19 protein-coding genes and 3 pseudogenes are annotated in these 20,865 nt (G+C 68.3%); 11 read left to right on the forward strand and 11 right to left on the reverse strand.

Annotated features, from left to right (window positions below):
- Positions 1-107: 107 nt before the first annotated feature.
- Positions 108-1,346 (forward strand): MFS transporter, encoded by a 1,239-nt coding sequence (locus ACFXN1_RS36565; protein WP_379436506.1) that lies wholly within the window; start codon positions 108-110, stop codon positions 1,344-1,346.
- Positions 1,343-2,545, forward strand: coding sequence for an amidohydrolase (locus ACFXN1_RS36570; protein ID WP_379436505.1), 1,203 nt, complete (start codon positions 1,343-1,345; stop codon positions 2,543-2,545). Before ACFXN1_RS36565 ends, ACFXN1_RS36570 begins: the two co-directional genes overlap by 4 nt.
- Before the next feature lie 29 nt (positions 2,546-2,574).
- On the opposite strand, the gene ACFXN1_RS36575 is transcribed toward ACFXN1_RS36570, so the two are convergent.
- The 6 genes and pseudogenes from ACFXN1_RS36575 to ACFXN1_RS36600 all read right to left on the reverse strand — a co-directional run bounded on the left by ACFXN1_RS36575 (position 2,575) and on the right by ACFXN1_RS36600 (position 7,259).
- Entirely contained in the window at positions 2,575-3,126 is a 552-nt protein-coding gene (locus ACFXN1_RS36575; protein ID WP_379436503.1) for a GtrA family protein, read from the reverse strand.
- Between the two features lie 69 nt (positions 3,127-3,195).
- Complete coding sequence (locus ACFXN1_RS36580; protein ID WP_379436502.1) at positions 3,196-4,263, reverse strand: 2Fe-2S iron-sulfur cluster-binding protein; 1,068 nt, start codon at positions 4,261-4,263, stop codon at positions 3,196-3,198.
- Complete coding sequence (locus tag ACFXN1_RS36585; protein WP_379436500.1) at positions 4,260-5,153, reverse strand: SDR family NAD(P)-dependent oxidoreductase; 894 nt, start codon at positions 5,151-5,153, stop codon at positions 4,260-4,262. The genes ACFXN1_RS36580 and ACFXN1_RS36585 overlap by 4 nt, the downstream gene beginning before the upstream one ends.
- A 101-nt stretch (positions 5,154-5,254) precedes the next feature.
- Positions 5,255-5,467 (reverse strand): annotated as a pseudogene (locus ACFXN1_RS36590) (NAD(P)/FAD-dependent oxidoreductase); the annotation flags it as partial.
- A 9-nt stretch (positions 5,468-5,476) separates the two neighbouring features.
- Positions 5,477-6,358, reverse strand: a complete 882-nt coding sequence (locus tag ACFXN1_RS36595) for a metal-dependent hydrolase (protein ID WP_379436498.1) — start codon at positions 6,356-6,358, stop codon at positions 5,477-5,479.
- A gap of 31 nt (positions 6,359-6,389) precedes the next feature.
- Positions 6,390-7,259, reverse strand: coding sequence for a metal-dependent hydrolase (locus tag ACFXN1_RS36600; RefSeq protein ID WP_379436497.1), 870 nt, complete (start codon positions 7,257-7,259; stop codon positions 6,390-6,392).
- A 115-nt stretch (positions 7,260-7,374) separates the two neighbouring features.
- Between ACFXN1_RS36600 and ACFXN1_RS36605 the strand changes: the two genes are divergently transcribed.
- Positions 7,375-8,076, forward strand: coding sequence for a TetR/AcrR family transcriptional regulator (locus tag ACFXN1_RS36605; RefSeq protein ID WP_379436496.1), 702 nt, complete (start codon positions 7,375-7,377; stop codon positions 8,074-8,076).
- On the opposite strand, the gene ACFXN1_RS36610 is transcribed toward ACFXN1_RS36605, so the two are convergent.
- On the reverse strand, positions 8,066-8,608 hold the full coding sequence (locus ACFXN1_RS36610; protein ID WP_354841428.1) for a helix-turn-helix domain-containing protein: 543 nt from the start codon (positions 8,606-8,608) through the stop codon (positions 8,066-8,068). The two genes, ACFXN1_RS36605 and ACFXN1_RS36610, sit on opposite strands and share 11 nt — an antisense overlap.
- Positions 8,609-8,855: 247 nt before the next feature.
- On the opposite strand from ACFXN1_RS36610, the gene ACFXN1_RS36615 reads away from it, so the two are divergent.
- Together ACFXN1_RS36615 and ACFXN1_RS36620 are read left to right on the forward strand one after the other, a co-directional pair.
- Positions 8,856-10,655 carry an alkyl/aryl-sulfatase gene (locus ACFXN1_RS36615; protein ID WP_379436495.1) on the forward strand — a complete coding sequence of 600 codons (1,800 nt, stop codon included), beginning with the start codon at positions 8,856-8,858 and terminating at the stop codon, positions 10,653-10,655.
- Positions 10,656-10,754: 99 nt separating this feature from the next.
- Entirely contained in the window at positions 10,755-11,429 is a 675-nt protein-coding gene (locus ACFXN1_RS36620) for a hypothetical protein (RefSeq protein WP_379436493.1), read from the forward strand.
- 159 nt (positions 11,430-11,588) lie between these two features.
- On the opposite strand, the gene ACFXN1_RS36625 is transcribed toward ACFXN1_RS36620, so the two are convergent.
- The gene (locus ACFXN1_RS36625) at positions 11,589-12,236 is read right to left on the reverse strand and encodes a TetR/AcrR family transcriptional regulator (protein ID WP_379436492.1); all 648 of its coding nucleotides are present in this window, start codon (positions 12,234-12,236) and stop codon (positions 11,589-11,591) included.
- 104 nt (positions 12,237-12,340) lie between these two features.
- Here ACFXN1_RS36625 and ACFXN1_RS36630 point away from each other — a divergent pair, with 104 nt between their 5' ends.
- On the forward strand, positions 12,341-13,591 hold the full coding sequence (locus tag ACFXN1_RS36630) for an oxygenase MpaB family protein (RefSeq protein WP_379436490.1): 1,251 nt from the start codon (positions 12,341-12,343) through the stop codon (positions 13,589-13,591).
- Between the two features lie 56 nt (positions 13,592-13,647).
- Entirely contained in the window at positions 13,648-14,619 is a 972-nt protein-coding gene (locus ACFXN1_RS36635) for an NAD(P)H-dependent flavin oxidoreductase (RefSeq protein ID WP_379436489.1), read from the forward strand.
- Positions 14,620-14,683: 64 nt separating this feature from the next.
- On the opposite strand, the gene ACFXN1_RS36640 is transcribed toward ACFXN1_RS36635, so the two are convergent.
- Positions 14,684-16,426: a GMC oxidoreductase gene (locus tag ACFXN1_RS36640; protein ID WP_379436487.1), complete on the reverse strand. Its 1,743-nt coding sequence runs from the start codon at positions 16,424-16,426 to the stop codon at positions 14,684-14,686.
- 130 nt (positions 16,427-16,556) lie between these two features.
- Positions 16,557-17,021, reverse strand: a pseudogene (locus tag ACFXN1_RS36645) (hypothetical protein); the annotation flags it as partial.
- Between ACFXN1_RS36645 and ACFXN1_RS36650 the strand changes: the two are divergent.
- From ACFXN1_RS36650 to ACFXN1_RS36660, 3 genes and pseudogenes are all read left to right on the forward strand, one after another.
- On the forward strand, positions 16,972-17,412 hold the full coding sequence (locus tag ACFXN1_RS36650) for a helix-turn-helix domain-containing protein (protein WP_379436485.1): 441 nt from the start codon (positions 16,972-16,974) through the stop codon (positions 17,410-17,412). The pseudogene ACFXN1_RS36645 and the gene ACFXN1_RS36650 overlap by 50 nt on opposite strands.
- 115 nt (positions 17,413-17,527) lie before the next feature.
- Positions 17,528-17,683 carry a hypothetical protein gene (locus tag ACFXN1_RS36655; RefSeq protein WP_379436484.1) on the forward strand — a complete coding sequence of 52 codons (156 nt, stop codon included), beginning with the start codon at positions 17,528-17,530 and terminating at the stop codon, positions 17,681-17,683.
- 94 nt (positions 17,684-17,777) lie between these two features.
- Positions 17,778-18,839, forward strand: a pseudogene (locus ACFXN1_RS36660) (YeiH family protein); the annotation flags it as partial.
- Positions 18,840-18,893: 54 nt separating this feature from the next.
- On the opposite strand, the gene ACFXN1_RS36665 reads toward ACFXN1_RS36660, so the two are convergent.
- Entirely contained in the window at positions 18,894-20,051 is a 1,158-nt protein-coding gene (locus tag ACFXN1_RS36665; RefSeq protein WP_379436483.1) for a lipase family protein, read from the reverse strand.
- A gap of 226 nt (positions 20,052-20,277) precedes the next feature.
- Between ACFXN1_RS36665 and ACFXN1_RS36670 the strand changes: the two genes are divergently transcribed.
- Complete coding sequence (locus tag ACFXN1_RS36670; protein ID WP_379436481.1) at positions 20,278-20,847, forward strand: NADPH-dependent FMN reductase; 570 nt, start codon at positions 20,278-20,280, stop codon at positions 20,845-20,847.
- The last annotated feature ends 18 nt before the right edge of the window (positions 20,848-20,865 follow it).

Consider the following 20,865-nt stretch of genomic DNA (forward strand, 5'->3'; position numbering starts at 1 on the left):
CAGGGCGTCACCGCCTCACATGGCGGCTCCCAGCAATTGCGCCGTATGCTCGGGCATCGGCACGAACGTGGCACCCAGCCACTACTCCCGCTTTTGAAGGGGCCTGGATGCCACGCACCACCCGGATAACCATCATGCTGCTGTTCGCGGCGTGGGTGGTCGATTACATCGATCGGACCGTGATCAATTTCGCGTTGCCCTCGATCGGCGACGACCTGGGTCTCGACCACACGCAACAGGGTCTGCTGGTGTCGGTGTTCTTCATCGCCTATGCGCTCATCCAGGTTCCCGGAGGTTTGCTGGCGGATCGGTTCGGGGCCTTGAAGGTCGGCATCGCAGGTCTGACGGCCTGGTCGATCTTCACCGGATTGACCGCGGTCGCCTGGTCTTTCGCGGTCCTGCTGGGCATCCGGTTCCTGTTCGGCTTGGTGCAGGGTGTTTTTCCGGCGGCCGCCATCAAGGCGCTGGCGGAACGCAGTCTGCCCGAGCAGCGGACGACCGCGGCGGGGTGGACGAACTCCTCGAATGCGGCCGGCCTGCTGCTGGCGGCGGTGATCGCGGGGGTCATGCTGCCCACGGTCGGGTGGCGGGTGATGTTCGGGGTCATCTCCGTGCTGGGGGTGGCGGTCATTCTGGCGTGGCGTCGATGGATGCCGGAACCGCTGGTGCAGGACGAGATTCCGGTCACGAACACCGGCACGAGGGCCGAACGCCGCGCCGTGCTGCTCTCGCCCGCACTGATCGGCTTCGCGGTCATCTTCTTCGGCTACGACGTGCTGGTGTGGGGCGTCACCGCCTGGACGCCGACCTTCCTGCACGAGCAGCGCGGAATCTCCATGGGCGGCATCGCCATCGCCGCGGTGCCGACCACGCTGGCCGCGGCGGCCGGGGTGGTGCTGGGTGCCCGGCTCTCCGATCGGATCGGCGGGCGGCCGCGGGTGATCGTGGTGCCGGCCATGGCCTTCACCGCCGTCATGCTGTTCGCCCTGCCGCGCGCCGAGTCCTTCCCGCTGTTCGTCCTACTGGGCACGACGATGAGCCTGGTGGCCGGAATGGCCTACATGCCCGCGTTCTCGGTGCCGCTGCGGTCGCTGCCGAGCGCCTACATCGGCGCGGCCACCGGGGTGATCATCTTCGGCGGGCAGCTGGCGGGTGTGGTGAGCCCGCTCGCCTTCGGTGTCATCACCGATCACGTCTCGTACACGACGGCTTTCGAAGCCATGGCCCTCGGACCGCTGCTGGCGTTGCTGGCGGCGGCCGTGGTCCCGCAAACCGCCGACGCGTTCCGGGCGACGCTGGCCCGCCGCGCCTCGGCGACCGTCCCGACGAAGGAGAGTCTCACATGACCGAGCACTGGCAGCAGGTCTACCGCCATCTGCACGCCCACCCGGAGCTGTCGGGCCAGGAGCACGCCACCGCCCGCCTGGTGGCCGATGAGCTGCGCGCCCTGCCCGGCTGGGAGGTGACCGAGAACGTCTGTGGCACCGGCGTTGTCGGCGTGCTGCAGAGTGGTCCCGGGCCGGTGGTGTGGCTGCGCGCGGATATGGACGCGCTGCCGGTGCAGGAGGAGACCGGGCTCGACTACGCCTCCACGATCCCCGGCGTCATGCACGCGTGCGGTCACGACGTGCACGTCACGGCACTGCTCGGCACCTGCGCGGAACTGTCGGCGAATCCATTGCCCGGCACGGTGGTGGCGCTGTTCCAGCCCGCCGAGGAGACCGGTGCGGGCGCGCAGGGCATGATCAATGACGGTCTGCTGGAACGCTTTCCGCATCCGCGCATCGTGCTCGGCCAGCATGTGAGCCCGCTGCCCGCGGGCATCATCCTGAGCCGGCCCGGCACCCTGATGGCCGCCTCCGACTCGGTCCGGATCACCTTCGTCGGCAAGGGCGGCCACGCTTCTCAGCCCCACACCGCCATCGACCCGCTGCTCATGGCGGCCTCCCTGGTGGTGCGGCTGCAATCGCTCACCGCCCGCCAGACCGCCACCGCCGCCAGCCCGGTCCTCACCGCCGGCGCCCTGCACGCGGGCACCCGCCCCAACATCATCGCGGACACCTCCGAGGTCCTGCTCAGCCTGCGCACCTTCACCGACAGTTCGCGCAACCACATGGTCGAGGGCATCCAGCGCATGGCCGAGGCCGAGGCGGCCGCCGCCGGCGCACCCCAGGAGCCGAAAGTCGAGTTCTACGATCACTTCCCGGTCACCGAGAACACCCCCGGCGACACCGACCGGGTCCTGGCCACCCTCACCGCCGCCGGCCTCCCCGTCATGCCCATGGACCACCCCATCACCGGCAGCGAGGATTTCGGCGCCTTCGGCACCGCGGCCCACGCCCCCTCCGTCTTCTGGCACATCGGCGGCATAGACCCCGCCCGCTTCACCGAGGAGGACCAGGCCTACATGCTCACCGAGGGCGCCCTCCCACCCCACTTCCCCTCCAACCACTCCCCCCGCTTCGCCCCCGACCCCGCCCAAGCCCTCCCCGCCGCCATCACCACCATGCTCACCGCCACCCGAGCCGAACTCACCCGCGCCTGAAAGCCGACGACAGGGCGGGTTCGGCAGGTTCAGGCCATTATCGGACCCATCAGAAAGGCCGACCGCACGTCGTCGCCCGGACGCGAATACCGAAGGGCGTCTCCGGATTCCGTGGCATGGTGTGCTTCGGGCCCCGCGGGGGATTCGGCGGACGGTGATCCGAAGACGAAGCCGCGCAGGGCCAGGAAGCGGAGCGCGCCGATGGCCGCGGTGAGGGCGATGACGGCGGCCGCGCGGGCGAGGGGGCTCAGGCCGGGCGCATAGGAGTCGAGGGCGGCCAGGGCGGCCGTGCTGATCAGGAGGCCGATCACGGCCAGTCCGCCGCCTTCCCATTGGGCGGTGAACCAGGTGACGCGGCCGGCGGCGCGGAAGGTGAGGTGGCGGTGGAGTTCGTTGGCGATCACGGTGCTGAGGATCGAGCCGGCGATATTGGCGATCAGGGGACCGGCGCTGTTCAGGGTCAGGAACAGCAGGAGGTAGGTGATATTGCTGGCGCCGCCGACCACGGCGAAGCGGATCAGCTGGGCGAAGACGTGATCGCCGCGCAGGTAGCGCAGTCCGACATCGGCGGTGGTGTTCATGTGATCACTGTCGCCGGCGCGACTGACATCGACCTGACGTCGACCTGACGCGCGGCTTGCGTCGGGCGCTCACTGGTCGAAGGCGATGTGGAGGTCGTCCGATTCGGGCAGGGTCTGGCAGGCGAGGGTCAGGCCCTGGGCCAGTTCGTCTTCGATCAGGGATTCGTTCATCAGCATGCGGGTGCGACCCTGCTTGACGCTGCAGACGCAGGTGGCGCAGGCCGATTCGCGGCACACGTAGGGGGCGTCGATGCCGTGGCTCAGCAGGACATCGAGGAGTTTCTCGGATCTCGGCCACGGCAGGGTGTGGGTTTCGCCGTCGATGTCGACCCGGACGGTCGCGACATCCGCGGCGGCCGTGCCCGGGGCGGTCGCCACGACCTGCGTGGGTTCGGACGCCACCGGGGTGTGGTGTTCGAACGGGTTGTCGGTGAGCGAGCGGTAGTTCTCCTGGTGGATGGCCCGGCCGGGAATGCGGAGCTGACCGAGGCCCTGCTCCACCGAGGACGCGAAACCCGCCGGGCCACACACGTAGACGCCATGACGCCGGTAGGGACGCGCCCACAACGCGAAGACACGCGCGGACGGCAGCCCCCGCTCGGATTCGAGCCAGTGGGTCACTGTCAGCCGTCGCGGGTAACCGCGGGCCAGCTGCTGCAGCCGGTTCGCGAAGATGATCGATTCCCGGTCGCGGTTGGCATAGAACAGCGCGATATTGCCGCGCCCGATGGCGAGCGCCGATTTGAGGATGGAGAACACGGGCGTGATGCCGCTGCCCGCCGCGCAGAGCAGCAGATCGCGGTCCCACGCGCGCGGCACGAAATTGCCCGCCGGTTCGAGGACGGTGAGGATGTCGCCCGCGGAGACGTTGTCGCACAGCCAGTTCGAGCCGTATCCGCCCGGCGTGCGCTTGACCGTCACGGTGGGCCGGTCGTCGCAGTGCGGGCTGCTGGACAGGGAGTAGCAGCGGGCTACCGAGCCGGTGTGCTCGCTGGGAACGCGCAGGGTTAGGTATTGCCCCGGCGCGTAGGCGAAGCGGCGGGTCAGGTCGGTGGGGATATCGAAGATCAGCGAGACCGCGTCGGCGGTCTCGCTGATGACTTCGCGCACCTTCAACTGGTGGGCGCGTGCGTTCAACGGGGTCCTCCCCTGCCGAACGCCAGCTCCCCCAGGGACTGGATGCGCTCCATCGAAAGCGGTTGCGTCATACGGCGATTGACGCCGGGCGCGATACGCAGCATGAAGTAGCCCAGCCACGCCTCGGCGCGCACCGGAACCACCGCCAGGTCGTAGCGGACGGCGCGCACCACGGCCCGTGCCACCAGATCCGGGCTCAGCGGCGAGAAGGGCAGCCGCTCGGCCAGTTCCTGAATCTGCGCGGTGAGCTGCTGCCCGCGCTCCAGCAGCCGCGGATCGACGCCCACCGCGATTGCGTGCCGGGCGATATCGGTATTGATCACGCCGGGGCAGATCGCGCTCACCCCAACGCCTTTGGGCGCGAGCTCCAGCCGCAGGCACTCGGTGAGCATCTTCACCCCGGCCTTGGACACCGAGTACGCCGACATGACCGGCGTCGGCGTGAACGCGGCCGCCGAAGCGATGTTCACGATGTGCCCGCGCCTGCCCTCGTCGATCATGAGCCGCCCGAAGGCCCGGCAACCGAACACGACACCGAGCAGGTTCACGCTGAGCTGGTGCTCCCAATCCTCGGGCTCGAGGTCCAGAAACGCCCCGCTGACCAGGATTCCGGCATTGTTGACCAGCACATCCGGCACCCCGTGATCGGCGTGCACGTCCCGGGCGAAGGTGGCCCAGGCGTGCGGGGCGGTGACGTCGAGCTGCATGGCGACCGCCCGCTGACCCTGCGACTGGATGACGGCCACCGTCGACAGCGCCGCGTCCTTGTCGATGTCCGACACGATCACCCGGGATCCCATGCGCGCGAACCGCAGCGCCGTGGCCCGCCCGATCCCGCTGCCCGCACCGGTGACGACCACCAGCTTCGGATCGACACTGCTGAGTTTCACGAGACCTCCTCGGAGAGCACGACCGCCTCCGACGCCGCCGGAGCGCCCACCGTGTAGCGGTATAGGTCGATATTGAAATGGCCGTTCTGCCAATACATCTCGATGAACGACGGGATGTCCACCGCCACCACGGGATAGGTATTGGCGTGCCAGGTGCCGCCCACCCCGTCCCACTTGTCCACGATGACGAAGTCGTGGATGGCCTTGCGCTGCAGGGCGATACCGCTGCCGATGCCCCCGAATCCGGCCCTGACCACGATGACCTCGTGCTCCGGGCGGGCATCGACCGGCGCACCCTTGTCGCCGGCTCGCATGTCGCCCCCTCAGCCGATGCGGTCCAGCAGTTCGCCGTCCGCTCCGAACAGCTCCCGCCGCCACCGTTCGAGCAGCGCGTCGGTGTCGATGTCGTCCGGGTGGAACCCCGGCCGCATATAGGGCCGCATCTCCTTCAGCAGCCCCTTCACGATCGGCCCGCGGTACAGCCGAATCGACTGCCGCACCACCTGCAACGGCCGCCAGCTGCGCGGATCACCGAGGATCGAGGCGAGCACGCCGAGCGAGACCACCGGAATGGTGAAGACATACATCCCCGCCATCACGCCGATACGCACCATTTCGGTCCCGCCGGCGCTCCGGAACACATCGAAGGCCACCGACTTGTGCTCGAGTTCCTCGAAAGCGTGCCAGTTCAACAGATTCCAGACCTCGGGATCACCGGGTATGTCCTGGATCTCCTGGGTGCCCAGCACCCGCTTGGCGAGCGTCGCCGTGTAGTGCTCGGCCGCAGCGGTCATCGCCAGATGCACCTGCCGCGGCACCGCGTTCTCGATCGCGACCACACCCTTCTCCCGTAGCGCGCCGGGTGCGAAGGTGAACAGGCGGACGATGGGGAAGCCGTTCTCGATGAGCTGCTCGTTCAACCGCCGATGCTGCTGCCCGTGCACCGCCTCCTGACCGATGAATCCGGCCACCCGCTTCTTGAGCACGGGATCGGTGATCTCACCGGAGAATTTGCGCACCGAGCGGATGAAGGATTCCTCGCCCGGCGGGAAGGCCGCCGAGAGCACCGCAATCAGGTGGGTGAGGGGAATGTCGCCCTGGACGAACTGATGCGCCATCGGTTCGGGCTCGCCGAACCGGAATCGCATGCGCCGCACCTTCGGATAGGGCATGAGGGACGTGCTGTCCTGCCGACCGATCGCCATTGGCCGGTCCTTTCTTGCAATGGGGTTGTGACTACTTCACGTGGTCGACGAGCTGACCGTCCGCCCCGAAAAGCGCCTGCTGCCACCGGGACAGCAGTGCGGCGGTGTCGATGTCGTCGGGGTGGAAGCCGGGCCGCAGGTACCTGCCCAGCTCCGGCATGAGCCCGCGGAAGATGGGGCCGGTGAACAACCGGTATGCCTCGCGCGCCACGCGGTTCGGCTGCCGTCGCGCGGCCGGGTCACGCCCGACGGCCAGCGCCAGGCTCAGATAGGTCAGCGGCAGCGTCAGCGAGTACATGGCGAGCATGACCCCGATACGGGTGCGCTCGGTGCCGCCGACCGCGCGGAACACGTCGAAGGCCACCGACTTGTGCTCGAGTTCTTCCAGCGCATGCCAATTCAGCAAATTCCACACTTCCGGATCGCCGGGAACGGCCTGGATCTCGTCGCTGGACAGCACCCGCTGCGCCAGCACGGCGGTGTAGTGCTCGGCCGCCGCGGTCATGGCCAGGTGCACCTCGGGCGACACCCGCTCCTCGATCCAGAGCATGCGCTCCTTGGCCCGCTCGGAGTCCAGCCAGGCGATGGGATAGCCCAGCTCGACCAGCTTTTCATTGAGTTTGCGGTGCTCCTGGCCGTGCATGGCCTCCTGCCCGACGAAACCGGTCACCCGCTTCTTGAGCATCGGATCGGTGACCCGGTCGGCCACCCGGCGCACCGAACGGATGAAGGACTCCTCCCCCGCCGGGAAGCCGCCGGACATACCGGCCACGAAATGGCTGTAGACCATGTCGTTTTCGACGAAGTACTTGTCGCTGGAAGCGCGCTGATCGAATCGGAACCTGATGCGGCGGGCCTTGGGATAGGCCTGCGCCGGAAGGGCATTCGCCATCTGGACCATCCTTGATGCAACACGAAGTACCTAGTACTGCATGTTCGATGTGATGCCCAGTGTAGGATTGTCCCAGACAGCACACAAGGGGTGTGCCGTAACGGATCGAATTACAATCTGCCGCATGGCCTCCCACCCGCGTCACCGCCCGGGCGAGAGGAAGGGCGATGCGCGCTACGACCGCTGGCACTCGCACCGCACCTCGGTCCGGGCCGAACTCATCGAGGCCACCATCCGTGCCATCGACGCCCACGGCCCCGATCTGTCCATCGACGATGTGGTGAAAACCGCTGGTATACCGCGTCCCAAGCTGTATCGCTTCTTCGGCGACAAGGTGGAACTGCTGGCCGCGGTGAGCGGGAGCGTCCAGCAGCTCATCGTCGAGCGGGTCACCCCGCACCTGAACCCCGCCGGACCGGTCCGCGACGGTCTGCGCACCGCCCTGACCGCCTACATCGATCTGGTGGCCGAGCGCCCCAACCTGTTTCGCTTCATTGTCAGCTCACATGTGGTCGCGGCCTTCGGCGCGACCCGCCTGATCGAGGACGGCCGCCCACTGTCCGATACAGTCGCGGACTTCTTCTCCGGCGTGCTGCGCCTGCGCGGCGCGAACGGCGACCACACCCAGTTCGCGGTGGATGCCATGCTCGGCGCGATCGGCCTGGGTGTGCTGCGCTGGCTCAACGAACCGGCCATCACCGCAAAGGAACTCGCCGAGGAACTGACCACCTTCGCCTGGGGTGCGCTCGCGGCCACCGCCGCCGCCCGCGGCCTCACCCTCGATCCGGACGCGCCGCTGCTGCCGCTGCCCCAGCTCAGCGAATGAAGCGCTCCACCATCCGCCGCTCGCTGGCGGCATCGGCCAGCGGCCAGGTCAGCAGCGACAGCACCATGCGCACAATCCATTGCGCCGCTTCGTCATCCGGCGCGATCCCGGTGAGCAGGGTGGCGATCCGCCCCAGCTCCGGCGAGCTCGCGAAGGCCCCGTCGCTGCCGCCCGCCCGGGTGCCCGCGAATCCCTTGGCCAGCACCGGATCCGAGCGCACCGCCGCCACCGACGCCAGGATCGCCTCCACGATCCGGCGCGGGCCCTCGTAGCGCCGCACCGCCGCGGCCACCCGCTCCGCCACCGCGATCGCCGATTTGGCCATCACCGCGTCGAACAGTGCGGCCTTGCCGGGAAAGTGCCGATACAGCGTGGCCCGCGAGCAGCCGACTGCGCTCGCCACCTCGTCCATCCCCACATGGTCGAACCCGCGCGCCTGGAACAGTTCCGACGCGACCCCGACGATCCGGTCCGCGGCGACCGACCGCCGGACGCCACCCGCCAGCCAGTCCACGCGCTGCTCGGTCACCATGCCCACTCCTCATCGATGAAGATAAGGTCTCATCCTGAGATGTGAGTCACGATTCGTCCAGGGTCAATGCGGCCACCGCGGGCGGGCCGCTGGATATCCGTTGGATAGCTGAATCTCCGCGAATGCACCAAATTCACCTTGTGCACCCACCTGCAACAAACCTATCTCAAATTGCTGGAAGGTCACCCGTTCTGTGTGAGGCTGGCGAAAGACGTGGCAGTCGGAAATCCCAACAGTGAGGTGGCACATGACAGCAGCACCCGTTGATCGCACCGATTTCGACAATGCCGAGCGCGGATTCATCGCGCGACTCTCGCCCGCCGTGATTCCGGGGAAGAGCGGCGGCGTGGCCTACGACGCGGACTCCTTCGACTTCCTGAAGGCCGACGGCGCGGCCACCGTCCCGCCGAGCCTGTGGCGGCAGTCCCAGCTCACCGCGATGCACGGCCTCTACGAGGTGTGCGAGGGCGTGTATCAGGTTCGCGGCCTGGATATTTCGAACATGACGCTGATCGAATCGGACAACGGCGTCATCGTGATCGACCCGCTCGTGAGCGCGGAGACCGCCGCGGCGGCGCTGGCGCTGTACCGCGCGAACCGCGGCGACCGCGCGGTCACCGCGGTGATCTACACCCACCCGCACGCCGATCACTTCGGCGGCGTCCTGGGTGTGGTCGATCAGGACACCACCGTGCCGATCATCGCGCCCGAGCACTTCATGGAACACGCCATCTCGGAGAACGTGTACGCCGGCACGGCCATGCTGCGCCGCGGCATGTACTACTCCGGCGCGAATCTGGCGCGCGACCCGAAGGGGCTGGTCGGCATGGGCCTGGGCCCGGTCGCCTCGGCGGGTGAATTCGGGCTGCTCGCACCGACACTCGACATCACCGCCACCGGCCAGGAGGAAGTGGTCGACGGGGTGCGGATCATCTTCCAGATGACGCCCGGCACCGAGGCGCCGGCCGAGATGAACTTCCTGCTGCCCGACCGCAATGCGCTGTGCATGGCCGAGAACGCCTGCCACACCCTGCACAACATCCTCACCCTACGCGGCGCGCAGGTCCGCGATGCCCGCATGTGGTCGCGGTACATCGCCGAGGCGATCGAGATGTTCATCGACCGCACCGATGTCGTGTTCGCCTCGCACCACTGGCCGACCTGGGGCCGGGACAGCATCGTGGAATTCCTGATCCAGCAGCGCGACACCTACGCCTACCTGCACGACCAGACCGTGCGGCGAATGAACCAGGGCGAGATCGGAACCGAGATCGCCGAGAACTTCCCGCTGGCCCCGGACCTGGCCGCACAGTGGAACAACCGCGGGTACTACGGCTCCATCAGCCATGACGTGAAGGCCGTCTACCAGCGCTATCTCGGCTGGTACGACGCCAATCCGGCGCACCTGTGGCTGCACCCGCCGCAGGAGCAGGCCGCCCGCTACGTGCGGCTGCTCGGCGGCGTGGACGCGACCGTCGCCAAGGTGAAGGAGTTCGTGGACCAGGGCGATCTGCGCTTCGCGGCCGAACTCGGCAGCCACGCGGTCTTCGCCGACCCGTCCCACGCCGAGGCCAAGGAGACCCTGGCGGCGGTGTTCGAGCAGCTCGGCCTCGGTTCCGAGAACGCGACCTGGCGCAACTGTTTCCTCACCGGCGCACAGGAACTCCGCCGGGGCGTCGCCCCCACGGCGATCGCCGCCAGCCAGGCGGTAGCCCTCGCCATGAGCATCACCCAGCTGTTCGACACGCTGTCGCTGAACATCGTCGGATCCCAGGCGTGGGACGAGAAGTTCAGCATCGCTTGGCATTTCACCGACAGTGGCGAGGAGTACCGAATGGAGCTGAGCCATGGGGCGCTCATCCACCATCCGGCCACCCGCAAGCGGGATGCCGATCTCGACATCACCCTCACCAAACTCGGCCTGCTGCAGCTGATGGCGACAGGGAAGTTCGACAGCCTGCAGACCAAGGGCGATACCGGGGTGTGGAAGCGGCTCACCGGTCTGCTCGACAAGGCCGATCCCAATTTCACGATCGTCGTGCCCTGACGCTCGGGAGACCACCGGGCCGCCTCGACACCCGCGGGGGCGGTCCGGATCCGACTCGGCCACCACCGAATTCACCATCGAGGATGAGGGAGTAAGAGCATGAACTCGCCGGTGCAGACCACGCCCGGATCCAGCCGCGCGATGTCCATCGAGGCCATGGGAGTGACCGGAATCGTCTTCGCGCTGCTCGCCTTCATCGCGGTGGAGATGCTGCGCGGCCTTCCGGGCTGGAGTGCCGATCACGCGACCGTGGAGCAGTGGTTCGGGATGGCCGGGCATCGGAATCAGCTCACGGCCGTCGTCCTGATCATGGTGATGGCCTCGATCGCCCTGCTGTGGTTCATCGGCACGATTCGCCGCCGCATCGGCCGCGCCGAGGATCAGCTCTTCGCCACCGTATTCCTCGGTAGCGGACTGATTCTCATCACCGTCCTCCTGACCGCGGTCGCCGCCTTCGCGGTGCCGGCGACACTGGCGCAGCAGGTGAGCGCGAAGGCCGCCGCGGACGCGTACCCGGTCGGTCACGGCCTGGGCATGATCCTGATGACCATCGTCGCGCCGCGCATCGCGGCGGTGTTCATGCTCTCCCTGGCGAACCTGGCGCGGATCACCGGCGCATTCCCGAAGTGGCTGACGATCCTGTCCACGGTGGCAGCGCTTTTCATGCTGGTCGCGGTGACGGTCTCGATCCACATCGCCTGGATCCTGCCGACCTGGTGCCTGGTGGTCAGCGTGGTGATCATGTGGCGGCGGAAGCGATTTGCCGCGACGTGACCGATGGTCAGGGTTTTTCGGGCGGTCGGGCACCTCGCCTGGACCAGTTCGGTTTCCGGGTCTTCGCCGGCGCGGTCCGGACGACCTGGCCCCTGATTCCCCGGCCGCTGCGCTACGACAGGCGCGTCTACCGCAAGGTCCGCGCCGCCGAAAAGGGACTCAGTTGGAAGCCATTTCGCGTTGCACGGTGGTCGTGATCTCGGACGCGGTCAGGATCATGGCCACCAGGAAGTCGATGAGCTGGGCTCGGTCGATGTCCAACTCCTCGCGCAGCCATTCGATCAGGATCTCCAGTCCGCCGTGGGCGACCGTGCGGGCAGCAAGCTCGGCCTGCACCCCCGTGACGGCGGCGTCGCCCAGCAGTTCGCGCCCTTGATCGAGCATGACCTGGGCGACCACGTCGATGAGTTCGGTACGGCGGCGGCGCAATTCGTCGGTGGTCTGCATGTCGATGGCCAGCCGGCGGCGGGCGGGATGATCGGCGATGGCGGTGACACCGGCCTCGATCACGGCCCGCAGGCGGATCCGGGTGTCGGCGGGCGCGGCGGCGATGACGCCCATCACCGCGGCGACGACCTCGGCCAGCTGCTCGTCGACCAGTTCGTACAGCAGCCGGTCGGTGTGGCTGTAGGTCTCGTAGAAGTAGCGATCGTTGAGCCCGGCGCGGGCACACAGCGCGCGCACCTTCAAGCCGCCGATGCCCTCCTCCGCGATCACCTCCAGCGCGACTTCGCGCAACCGCTCGCGCCGCTGGTTCCGGCGCTCATCAGCGCTGAGACCGGCGTATCGGCCACGGGGTATGTCCACGGTTCCGCCCTGTCTGTTGCCATGCCGCAAGGTTTGGTGAAGACTATCACCAAAGTTCTGGTGACGCCCTTCACCAGAATCTGAACTCACCCAGGAGGCACGCAATGACGCGTTCCGAATTGCCCGATCCGGTGATCTTCCGGGAGTTCCCGTTCAATATCGGGGTCAAGATCCTCGCCCCCGGAGATATCCGCCCGACCCCCGAGCAGCAGGCCGCCTACCGCAAGTTCACCAAGATGGGCGACCCACTGGCCGACGCCGTGGTCGAGATGTTCCGGCGACTGCCGACCGGGCAGGGCCGGGCCATGTTCGAGACGGCCCTGGAGCGCGGCATCGACGCGGTGCCGGACGCGCCCGCCGAGCTGAAAGCCTTTTTCGCGCACATCGATTCGGTGCCGTTCTGGCTCGACCAGGACAAGATGGACCGGGCCGCGCGGGTCAGCGGCCGGGTCGGGCCGTGGGCGACCAACCTGGCCCTGTCGATGTTCTCGCTCAATGGCGGCTACCTCGCCTCGCGGGCGGGCAAGGTGCTGGTCGGCACCGGCGGGCTGTCGGCCGAGACCATGGCGCCCCGCCGGGTCGTCGAGACCGCGACCTGGTGGATCGACGTGACCGCGCCGGGCGGACTGCAGCGATTCGCGCCGGGATTCAAGAACACCGTGCGGGTGCGCATCATGCACGCGCAGGTGCGGGCGGGCATGAACCGGCGGCCGGATTGGGATTACGAGCAGTGGGATCAGCCGCTCAACCAGTCCCTGACCGCGGGCACGCTGATGTTGTTCTCGCTGGCCACGATTGCCGGGTGCAATGCCGTCGGGCTGCGGTTCTCGAAGAAGGAGAAGGCGGCCGTCTATCACCTGTGGCGGTATGTCGGCCACGTGATCGGGCTCGATCCCGAGATCCTGCCGGCCGACGAGACCGACACCTGGCGGCTGCTGTGGCTGCAGGCCGACTACGAATTCCTGCCCGATGAGGACTCGCGGCGGCTGTCCAAGGCATTGGTGTCCGCGCTCGGCCCGGTCTACGGGTTCGACGGGCCCGGCCTGCGCTCCCGCGCGCTGCGCTGGGCCTTCACCATGTATGCGGTCTCCTACAGCCGAATTCTGCTGGGCAAGACCAACTCCGACTTCCTGGAAATGCCCTACAGCCGCGTCTTCCTGGCGGCGGTGCTGGCCACGGCGGCCGTCAACGGCGTGCTGGAGGTGCCGCGCCGGATCATTCCGGGCGCAACCCGGCTGAGCGAGCGGCTGGGCCGCCGCGCCACCGAGCGCATGATGCGGCGGGCCGCCCTCGTGAACAATCCGGACCGCAGCTACGCCCGCCACGATCGGCTGGCCGAAACCCGCGCGGCCTGAACTTCTTAGCAGCGGTAACCTACGCCGGGTAACCCCTTGATGAAGGAATCTGGTCAATGAGCCTGCCGCCCATCCTGTCCGAGCGCCTGCGCCTGCCCGCGGTCGCCTCCCCCATGTTCATCGTGTCCGGGCCCGAGCTGGTGATCGCCCAGTCCAAGGCGGGCATCGTGGGTTCGTTCCCGTCGCTGAACGCGCGGCCGCAGTCGCTCTTCAAGGAGTGGCTGGTGCGGATCAACGAGGAGCTCGCCAAGCACGACGCCGACAATCCGGAGCAGCCGTCGGCGCCGTACGCGGTCAACCTGATCGTGCACAAGAGCAATGACCGGCTGGAGGAGGACCTGGCCACGGTCGTCGAGCACCGGGTGCCGATCGTCATCACCTCGCTGGGCGCGCGGCCCGATGTCAATGAGGCCGTGCACTCCTACGGCGGCATCGTGCTGCACGACATCATCAACAATGTGTTCGCGCACAAGGCCGTCGAACGCGGCGCGGACGGCCTGATCGCGGTGGCGGCGGGCGCGGGCGGGCACGCCGGGCCCCAGTCCCCCTTCGCGCTGACCCAGGAGATCCGGTCCTGGTTCGACGGCCCGCTGCTGCTGTCGGGGTCCATCGCACACGGCCGCTCCATCCTGGCCGCGCAGGCCGCGGGCGCGGACCTGGCCTACATCGGCTCGGCCTTCATCGCCACCGACGAGGCCAATGCGGTGCCCGGTTACAAGCAGATGATCGTCGACTCCGGCGCGGGCGACATCGTCTACTCCAACCTCTTCACCGGCGTCCACGGCAACTACCTGCGCGGCAGCATCACCGCCGCCGGCATGGACCCCGACAACCTGGGCCAGTCCGACCCGTCCGCCATGGATTTCGGCACCGGCGAATCGGACACGCCCGGCGCCAAGCCGTGGAAGGACATCTGGGGCTCCGGCCAGGGCATCGGCGCCGTCGACGCCATCCGCCCGGCCGCCGATGTCGTCGAACGTCTCATCCGCGAATACGACGAGGCCAAGGCTCGCCTGCTGGCGCTCTGACCGAACCCGCTCCACCGCCACGAAAGGGCGGGCGCACCCGCGCCCGCCCTTTCGCCATTGCAGCTCAACGACTTTCCCGGGTGGCCTCCGCGTGCCTCTTCGAACCCTCGTTGAAGCCGACCAGCGGGAGCCGCAGGGCGGCCGGGGCGGTGGGCGGGACGACCGGGTTGCGGGGCGGAATCGGGGGTATACGGCGGTAGGCCGCACCGATCTCCGGGCGGGGGTCGGGCTCACCCTTGTTGGGCCACAACGAGAGTGCGCGTTCGGCCTGGGCGGTGATGGTGAGCGACGGGTTGACGCCGAGGTTGGCCGAGATGGTGGAGCCGTCGATGACGTGCAGGCCCGGATGACCGTAGAGCCGGTGGTAGGCATCGACGACGCCGGTGGCGGGCGAGTCGCCGATGGCGCAGCCGCCCAGGAAATGTCCGGTCATGGGGATCTTCAGAATGCTGGAGCTGGCGCCGATGGGGATGCCGTCGATGGCGTCCGCCACCCGGCGGGCGACCTCGTGCCCGGCGGGGACCCAGGTCGGATTGGGCTGGCCCTCCCCCTGTTTGGTGGTCATGCGGCGGCCGAACAGCCCACGCTTGGTGTAGGTGGTGATGGAGTTGTCCACCGACTGCATGACCAGCAGACCGATGGTGCGCTCGGACCAGTGCCGCGAATTGTGCACCCGGACCGCGTCGCGAGGCCGACGGCCGGCCGCTCGCAACCAGAGCCGCCAGCGCGGGGTATCGCCCTGATCATCGACCATCAGAGTGCTCATCACGCCGAAGGCATTGCTGCCCTTGCCATAGCGCACCGGCTCGACATGGGTGTCGTGGTCGGGGTGGATCGAGGACGTGATCGCCACGCCCCTGGTGTAGTCCGCGTGCTCGTCACGGCTGCGCACACCGAGTAATTCCTCGGAATTGGTGCGTGACAGATAGCCGAGCCGGTCGGAGATCCCGGTGAGCGAGCCTTTGTCCCGCAGCCGGTGCAGCAACCGCTGGGTCCCGAGCGAGGCGGCGGCGAAGATCACGTGCTCGGCCGTGAATTCGCGACGCTGCCTGCGGACCACGCGCCCGGTACGGACGGTCTCCACCGCGTAGCCGCCGCCGCTCAGCGGTCGCACATCGATGACCGTGGTGAGCGGATGCACGGCGGCACCGGCCTTTTCGGCCAGGTACAGGTAGTTCTTGACCAGCGTGTTCTTGGCATTGTGCCGGCAGCCCGTCATGCATTCACCGCAGTGGGTACAGGTTCGCCGGTCCGGCCCGGCGCCGCCGAAGAACGGGTCCGGCACGTCCTCGCCGGGGCGGCGGCCGGGTCCGCCGAAGAAGACGCCGACCGGGGTGGGCTGGTAGGTGTCGCCGATTCCCATCCCCTCGGCCACATCTCGCAGCACGCGATCCGCCGGGGTGGTCGCCGGATTGGCCGTCACGCCCAGCATGCGCCTGGCCTGGTCGTAGTGCGGGGCGAGCTCGTCCTTCCAGTCCGTGATGTGACCCCACTGCCGGTCCGCGTAGAACTTGTCCGGCGGCTCGTAGAGGGTGTTGGCATAGACCAGCGAGCCGCCGCCGACACCCGCACCCGCCATCACGAAGGTGTCGTTCAGCAGCGCCAGCCGCTGAATTCCGAAGCAGCCCAGGGCCGGGGCCCACAGATACTGCCGCAGCCGCCACGAGGTCTTCGCGAACTCGTGGTCCTCGAAGCGGCGGCCGGCCTCCAGCACACCGACGCGGTACCCCTTCTCGGTCAGCCGCAGGGCGCTGACGCTGCCGCCGAAGCCGGAACCGATGACGAGGACGTCGTAGTCGAATCGCATTGCTACTCCTGAGATTCTGCGTGGGCGACCGGGGTGAGCCGGTAGTCGGCGGGGTGCAGGCGGCGGGTCGCGCGGCGGTATCTGCGCTGGCGCCGGTTCCGATCACGGCCACCCGCTTCCCACGCAGGTCCACGTCGTGATCCCACTCCGCCGAGTGGAAGGCGGCGCCGGTGAAGGTCTCGATGCCGGGCAGGTCCGGCACCGCCGGGCGGGAGAGCTGGCCGACCGCCGAGACCACGATGCCGGCGCGCAGCTCGGCGCCGTCGGCCAGCCGCACCGTCCACGTGCCGGTCGCATCGTCGAATTCGGCCGCGGTGACCTCGGATCCGAAGCGGATCCGGCCGAGCAGCCCGTACTTCTCGGCCAGCCCGCGCAGGTACCGCTGGATCTCCGCCTGCAGCGCGCATCGCTTGGACCAGGGCTGGTGGTCATGCGTCCCTCTCCTCACCTCGATGTGCTCGGGTCCGACGCTACGACCTGCGCATATCCCGTGATGAAAGAGCGACGGCCACAAAATCAACACTTTCGGCCATAATCGGTCCACCGTGCCCGCCGACGTGCAGCGCTTCCTGGTCGAGCGGGACATCATCGCCATGCACCGGGTGATGAGCGATCTGCTGAGGGCGTGCGTCGACTACACCCGCGCCGAATTCGGCTATCCGGGAACCGATGCCGGGCAGCGACTGGAATCGCTGTTCGGCGTGCGACCGCGATTCGACTGCCCGCACACCGTTTTCGGCATCGACCCCGGCCTGCTGGCCCGCCCGCTGCGCCGCCATCTCGAGGCGGCCGGTACCTCCTACCGCGCGCTGCTCGACGAGGTGCGCCGCACCCTGGCCGAGGAGATGCTGACCGCGACGCCACTGTCGGTGGACGACATCGCCATTCGGCTCGGGTACGCCGAGGCCACCCCGTTCATCCACGCGTTCAAACGCTGGACCGGCACCACACCGGCCGCGCATCGGCGCGCGCACCTCCGCGACTGAGCGGAAACAGCGCGACCGGGCTGGAATCAGGCCGATTCCAACGCTGTCCGAAATCCTCCGGGCATCCCATAGTGCAGACCTGCTGTACTGCGCTTTCTCGACCTGGAGGCCCCTGGTGAACAGTCCCAATCCCGCGCCGGAGACATCCGCCGCCCGGCCGTCGTGGCCCGACACGCTCGGACGTCTGGGTGCCGACTGGTGGTCGGTGGTCGTGTCGGGCGTGGTGACCGTGCTCGCCGTGTTCGACGTGCTGCCGAAGATTCCGTGGTGACGCCGTGAGTGACACCACCGTGAATCTCGGAAAGAACGCCGAAACCGACCCCGGGGCAACCGACTTCGACGAGCCCTCGGGTCCGCTCACCGTTGCCCGCCTGCTCGGCTACGTCCCGGGCATTCTGCTGCTCATCGCGGTCGGCGTGCTCGGCAAGTACGCGCAGATCTGGTGGAACGCCGCTGCCAAGCATCAGCACTGGACCGTCCCCGATATCGAATACGTGCTGTGGGCCATCCTGATCGGCCTGCTCATCACCAATACCGTTGGCCTGCACCCGATCTTCCGGCCCGGAGTCGGCACCTACGAGTTCTGGCTCAAAGTCGGCATCGTGGCGCTCGGCTCGCGCTTCGTGCTCGGCGATGTGGCGAAGCTGGGCGGTACCAGTTTCATTCAGATCCTGGTCGACATGACCGTGTCGGGCGCGATCATCCTGGCGGTGGCACGCTGGCTGGGCCTGTCCGGCAAGCTCGGATCGCTGCTGGCCATCGGCACCGCCATCTGCGGGGTGTCGGCCATCATCGCGGGCAAGGGCGCGATCCGGGCCCGCAATTCCGATGTCGGCTATGCCATCGCGGCCATTCTCGCGCTGGGCGCCGTCGCGCTGTTCGCGCTGCCGCCGCTCGGGCACGCCATCGGGCTCAGCGATCACGAGTTCGGGCTGTGGGCGGGCCTGGCCGTGGACAATACCGCCGAGACCACCGCCACCGGATATCTGTTCTCCGATGACGCGGGCAAGATCGCGGTACTGGTGAAGTCCACCCGCAATGCCCTCATCGGGTTCGTGGTGCTGGGCTTCGCGGCCTACTGGGCCGCGCGCGGCGAGGCCGAGGCCATCACGCCCGGGCTGCGGGCGAAGGCGGTGTTCGTGTGGTCCAAGTTCCCGAAGTTCGTGCTGGGCTTCCTGGCCGTGTCCGCGGTGGCGACCTTCCACTGGCTGAGCAGGCAGCAGGTCACCAATTTGGCCAATGTGTCCCGCTGGGCCTTCCTGCTCACCTTCGCGGGCGTCGGGCTCAATACCAATATCCGCGAGCTGGCCCGCACGGGTTGGCGGCCGCTGGTGGTCGCCGTGGTCGGCCTGGTGACCGTCGCGGTGGTCTCACTCGGACTGGTGCTGTTCACCTCGCGCGTCCTGCATTGGGGTGTCGCGGGCTGAGATTCGCGAGAAAAGGCCGGGATCCGTCGGTGGATCCCGGCCCTTTCTCGATGATTACGCCCCGCGGAGCAGCACCGGAGCGTCGGCCTCCTCGGTGAAACGCTCGGAGAGGAACCGCATGGCCGGTCCCGCGAAGGCCATTGCGCCGCCGATGTGTTCACGTCCCCGCATGGTGTGCATGGTGACATCCGCGCCCAGCGCCTCCCACTCCTCCGCGAGGCGCACGGCCTGCGGATACGGGATGACCTGCTCGCTGGTGCCGCCGGCCACCAGAACCGGTGTGGCGGGCGCGATTCCGCCCAGCCGGTTCTCCAGCAGCCGGGCCTTGACCTCGGGCACGTCGAACGGGGGCCGGTGGCAGAAGGTCGACACCTTCGTGGGCACGATCAGACCCGCACCGATCCCGAGCACGGCCGCGGCGGCGACATGGGTGTGGCGGAACAGCGCGGCCAGGGCGCGGCCCTGCGGCTTGAGGTGCTGCAGCACATTCAGTTCCGGATAGGCGGCCTCGATGCCGAGCACACCGTAGAAGAGCAGGAAGGCGTAGGGCGTGCCGTCCAGGAACTTGACCATGTCGACCATGTCGGCCGGCGCCGAGCCGACCACGCCGCCGGCGAGCGGCAGGTCAGGGGCATAGTCGGGCTGCAACTGCAGCGCCCAGCCCGCGGCATTGCCGCCCTCGGAGTAGCCGTAGATGCCCAGCGGGCCATCGGGATCCAGGTCCGCCTCGGGCAGCCGGCGCGCGGCGCGCATGCTGTCCAGGACAGCCGGGCCCAGGGCGCGGCCCATGACGTACGGGTGCAGACCCGGAGTGCCCAGGCCCGGATAGTCGGTGATGGCGAGCGCCCAGCCGTGGCGCAGGGCGGCGCGGAGGAAGACCGATTCGTACTCCAGCCCGAACCGCAGCTGCCAGGACGCGGCGGCGACCGTGTTCGCCAGGCCCTGCGTGCCGACGGCGTACCCGACCAGCGGGCGCGCACCGGGTCCGCGCCACGGCGTGTTCGGCACCAGCACGGTGCCGCTGACCTGCGTCGGAGCTCCGGTGGCGGTGGTCGATGTGTACTTGATGCGCCAGGCGCGAGCAGGCAGCGGAACCCCGGGCAGCATCCGTGCGGTCATCGGTTCGGCGGCCAGCAGCCTGCCGGGTTCGAACGCACCGGGATATCCGGCACCGACCGCCGCCTCGTCGAGGCGGTTGGTGTTCGCAGTCATCGTTGCCTGCCCTTCTTGCACACACTCGCGTTATGCAGTTGTCGTACAACCGGACCTGAGGGGTGGCTTCAGCTGTCCCGGACAGTTCGGTTGAACGGAACCATACCCACTATGAGAGATAGCGACACCTCTTGTCACAACAACTCCCATTCGGTGGGACGGCGCATAAGAGTCAACGACCCCCTGACCTCGAAATACTCCCGGCCCCAGCCGTGTTGGCGCAGTTGTGACTATTCCCCGCATCCTGTTGATTTCGGGCAGCACTCGCGAGGGCTCGACGAACACCGCCGCGCTGCGCTCGATCGCCGCCGACGCCGGGTCCGACTTCGAGGCCGTTCGGTACCAGGGCCTGCTCGACCTGCCCGCTTTCATCCCCGGTGACGAGCCCGAGCCGCCCGTGGTCGAGGCCCTGCACCGGCAGCTCGCCGAGGTCGACGCGGTGCTGTTCTGCACCCCGGAATACGCGGGGATGATCCCCGGCAGCCTGAAGAACCTGCTCGAGTGGACGGTCGGCAATGCCGATCTCAGCGACAAGCCGGTCGCCTACGTGAACGTCGCCTACGAGGGCCGCGGTGAGGCCGCCGTGGCCACCCTGCGCACCGTGCTCGGCTACGTCGGAGCCGAGTTGGTCGAGGCGGCCTGTGGCCGCATCACCGTGCTCCAGAGCGGTATCGGACCGGATGGCCTGGTTGCCGATGCGGATGCCCGCACCAGCCTGAATGCCGCCGCCCGCACCCTGGCCGCGCGTGCTGCCCACCCCGCCGAGCAGCTCACCTCGGTACAGCTCGATAACTGACGCATCCCCTCGACCCGA

Source organism: Nocardia sp. NPDC059154, from assembly GCF_042755705.1.
Lineage (GTDB): Bacteria > Actinomycetota > Actinomycetes > Mycobacteriales > Mycobacteriaceae > Nocardia.

Coding starts and splice junctions, on each gene's coding strand:
- ACFXN1_RS36565 (WP_379436506.1), top strand. CDS start 108: ATGCCACGCACCACCCGGATAACCATCATGCTGCTGTTCGCGGCGTGG.
- ACFXN1_RS36570 (WP_379436505.1), top strand. CDS start 1,343: ATGACCGAGCACTGGCAGCAGGTCTACCGCCATCTGCACGCCCACCCG.
- ACFXN1_RS36575 (WP_379436503.1), bottom strand. CDS start 3,126: ATGAACACCACCGCCGATGTCGGACTGCGCTACCTGCGCGGCGATCAC.
- ACFXN1_RS36595 (WP_379436498.1), bottom strand. CDS start 6,358: ATGGCGATCGGTCGGCAGGACAGCACGTCCCTCATGCCCTATCCGAAG.
- ACFXN1_RS36600 (WP_379436497.1), bottom strand. CDS start 7,259: ATGGTCCAGATGGCGAATGCCCTTCCGGCGCAGGCCTATCCCAAGGCC.
- ACFXN1_RS36605 (WP_379436496.1), top strand. CDS start 7,375: ATGGCCTCCCACCCGCGTCACCGCCCGGGCGAGAGGAAGGGCGATGCG.
- ACFXN1_RS36610 (WP_354841428.1), bottom strand. CDS start 8,608: ATGGTGACCGAGCAGCGCGTGGACTGGCTGGCGGGTGGCGTCCGGCGG.
- ACFXN1_RS36615 (WP_379436495.1), top strand. CDS start 8,856: ATGACAGCAGCACCCGTTGATCGCACCGATTTCGACAATGCCGAGCGC.
- ACFXN1_RS36620 (WP_379436493.1), top strand. CDS start 10,755: ATGAACTCGCCGGTGCAGACCACGCCCGGATCCAGCCGCGCGATGTCC.
- ACFXN1_RS36630 (WP_379436490.1), top strand. CDS start 12,341: ATGACGCGTTCCGAATTGCCCGATCCGGTGATCTTCCGGGAGTTCCCG.
- ACFXN1_RS36635 (WP_379436489.1), top strand. CDS start 13,648: ATGAGCCTGCCGCCCATCCTGTCCGAGCGCCTGCGCCTGCCCGCGGTC.
- ACFXN1_RS36640 (WP_379436487.1), bottom strand. CDS start 16,426: ATGCGATTCGACTACGACGTCCTCGTCATCGGTTCCGGCTTCGGCGGC.
- ACFXN1_RS36665 (WP_379436483.1), bottom strand. CDS start 20,051: ATGACTGCGAACACCAACCGCCTCGACGAGGCGGCGGTCGGTGCCGGA.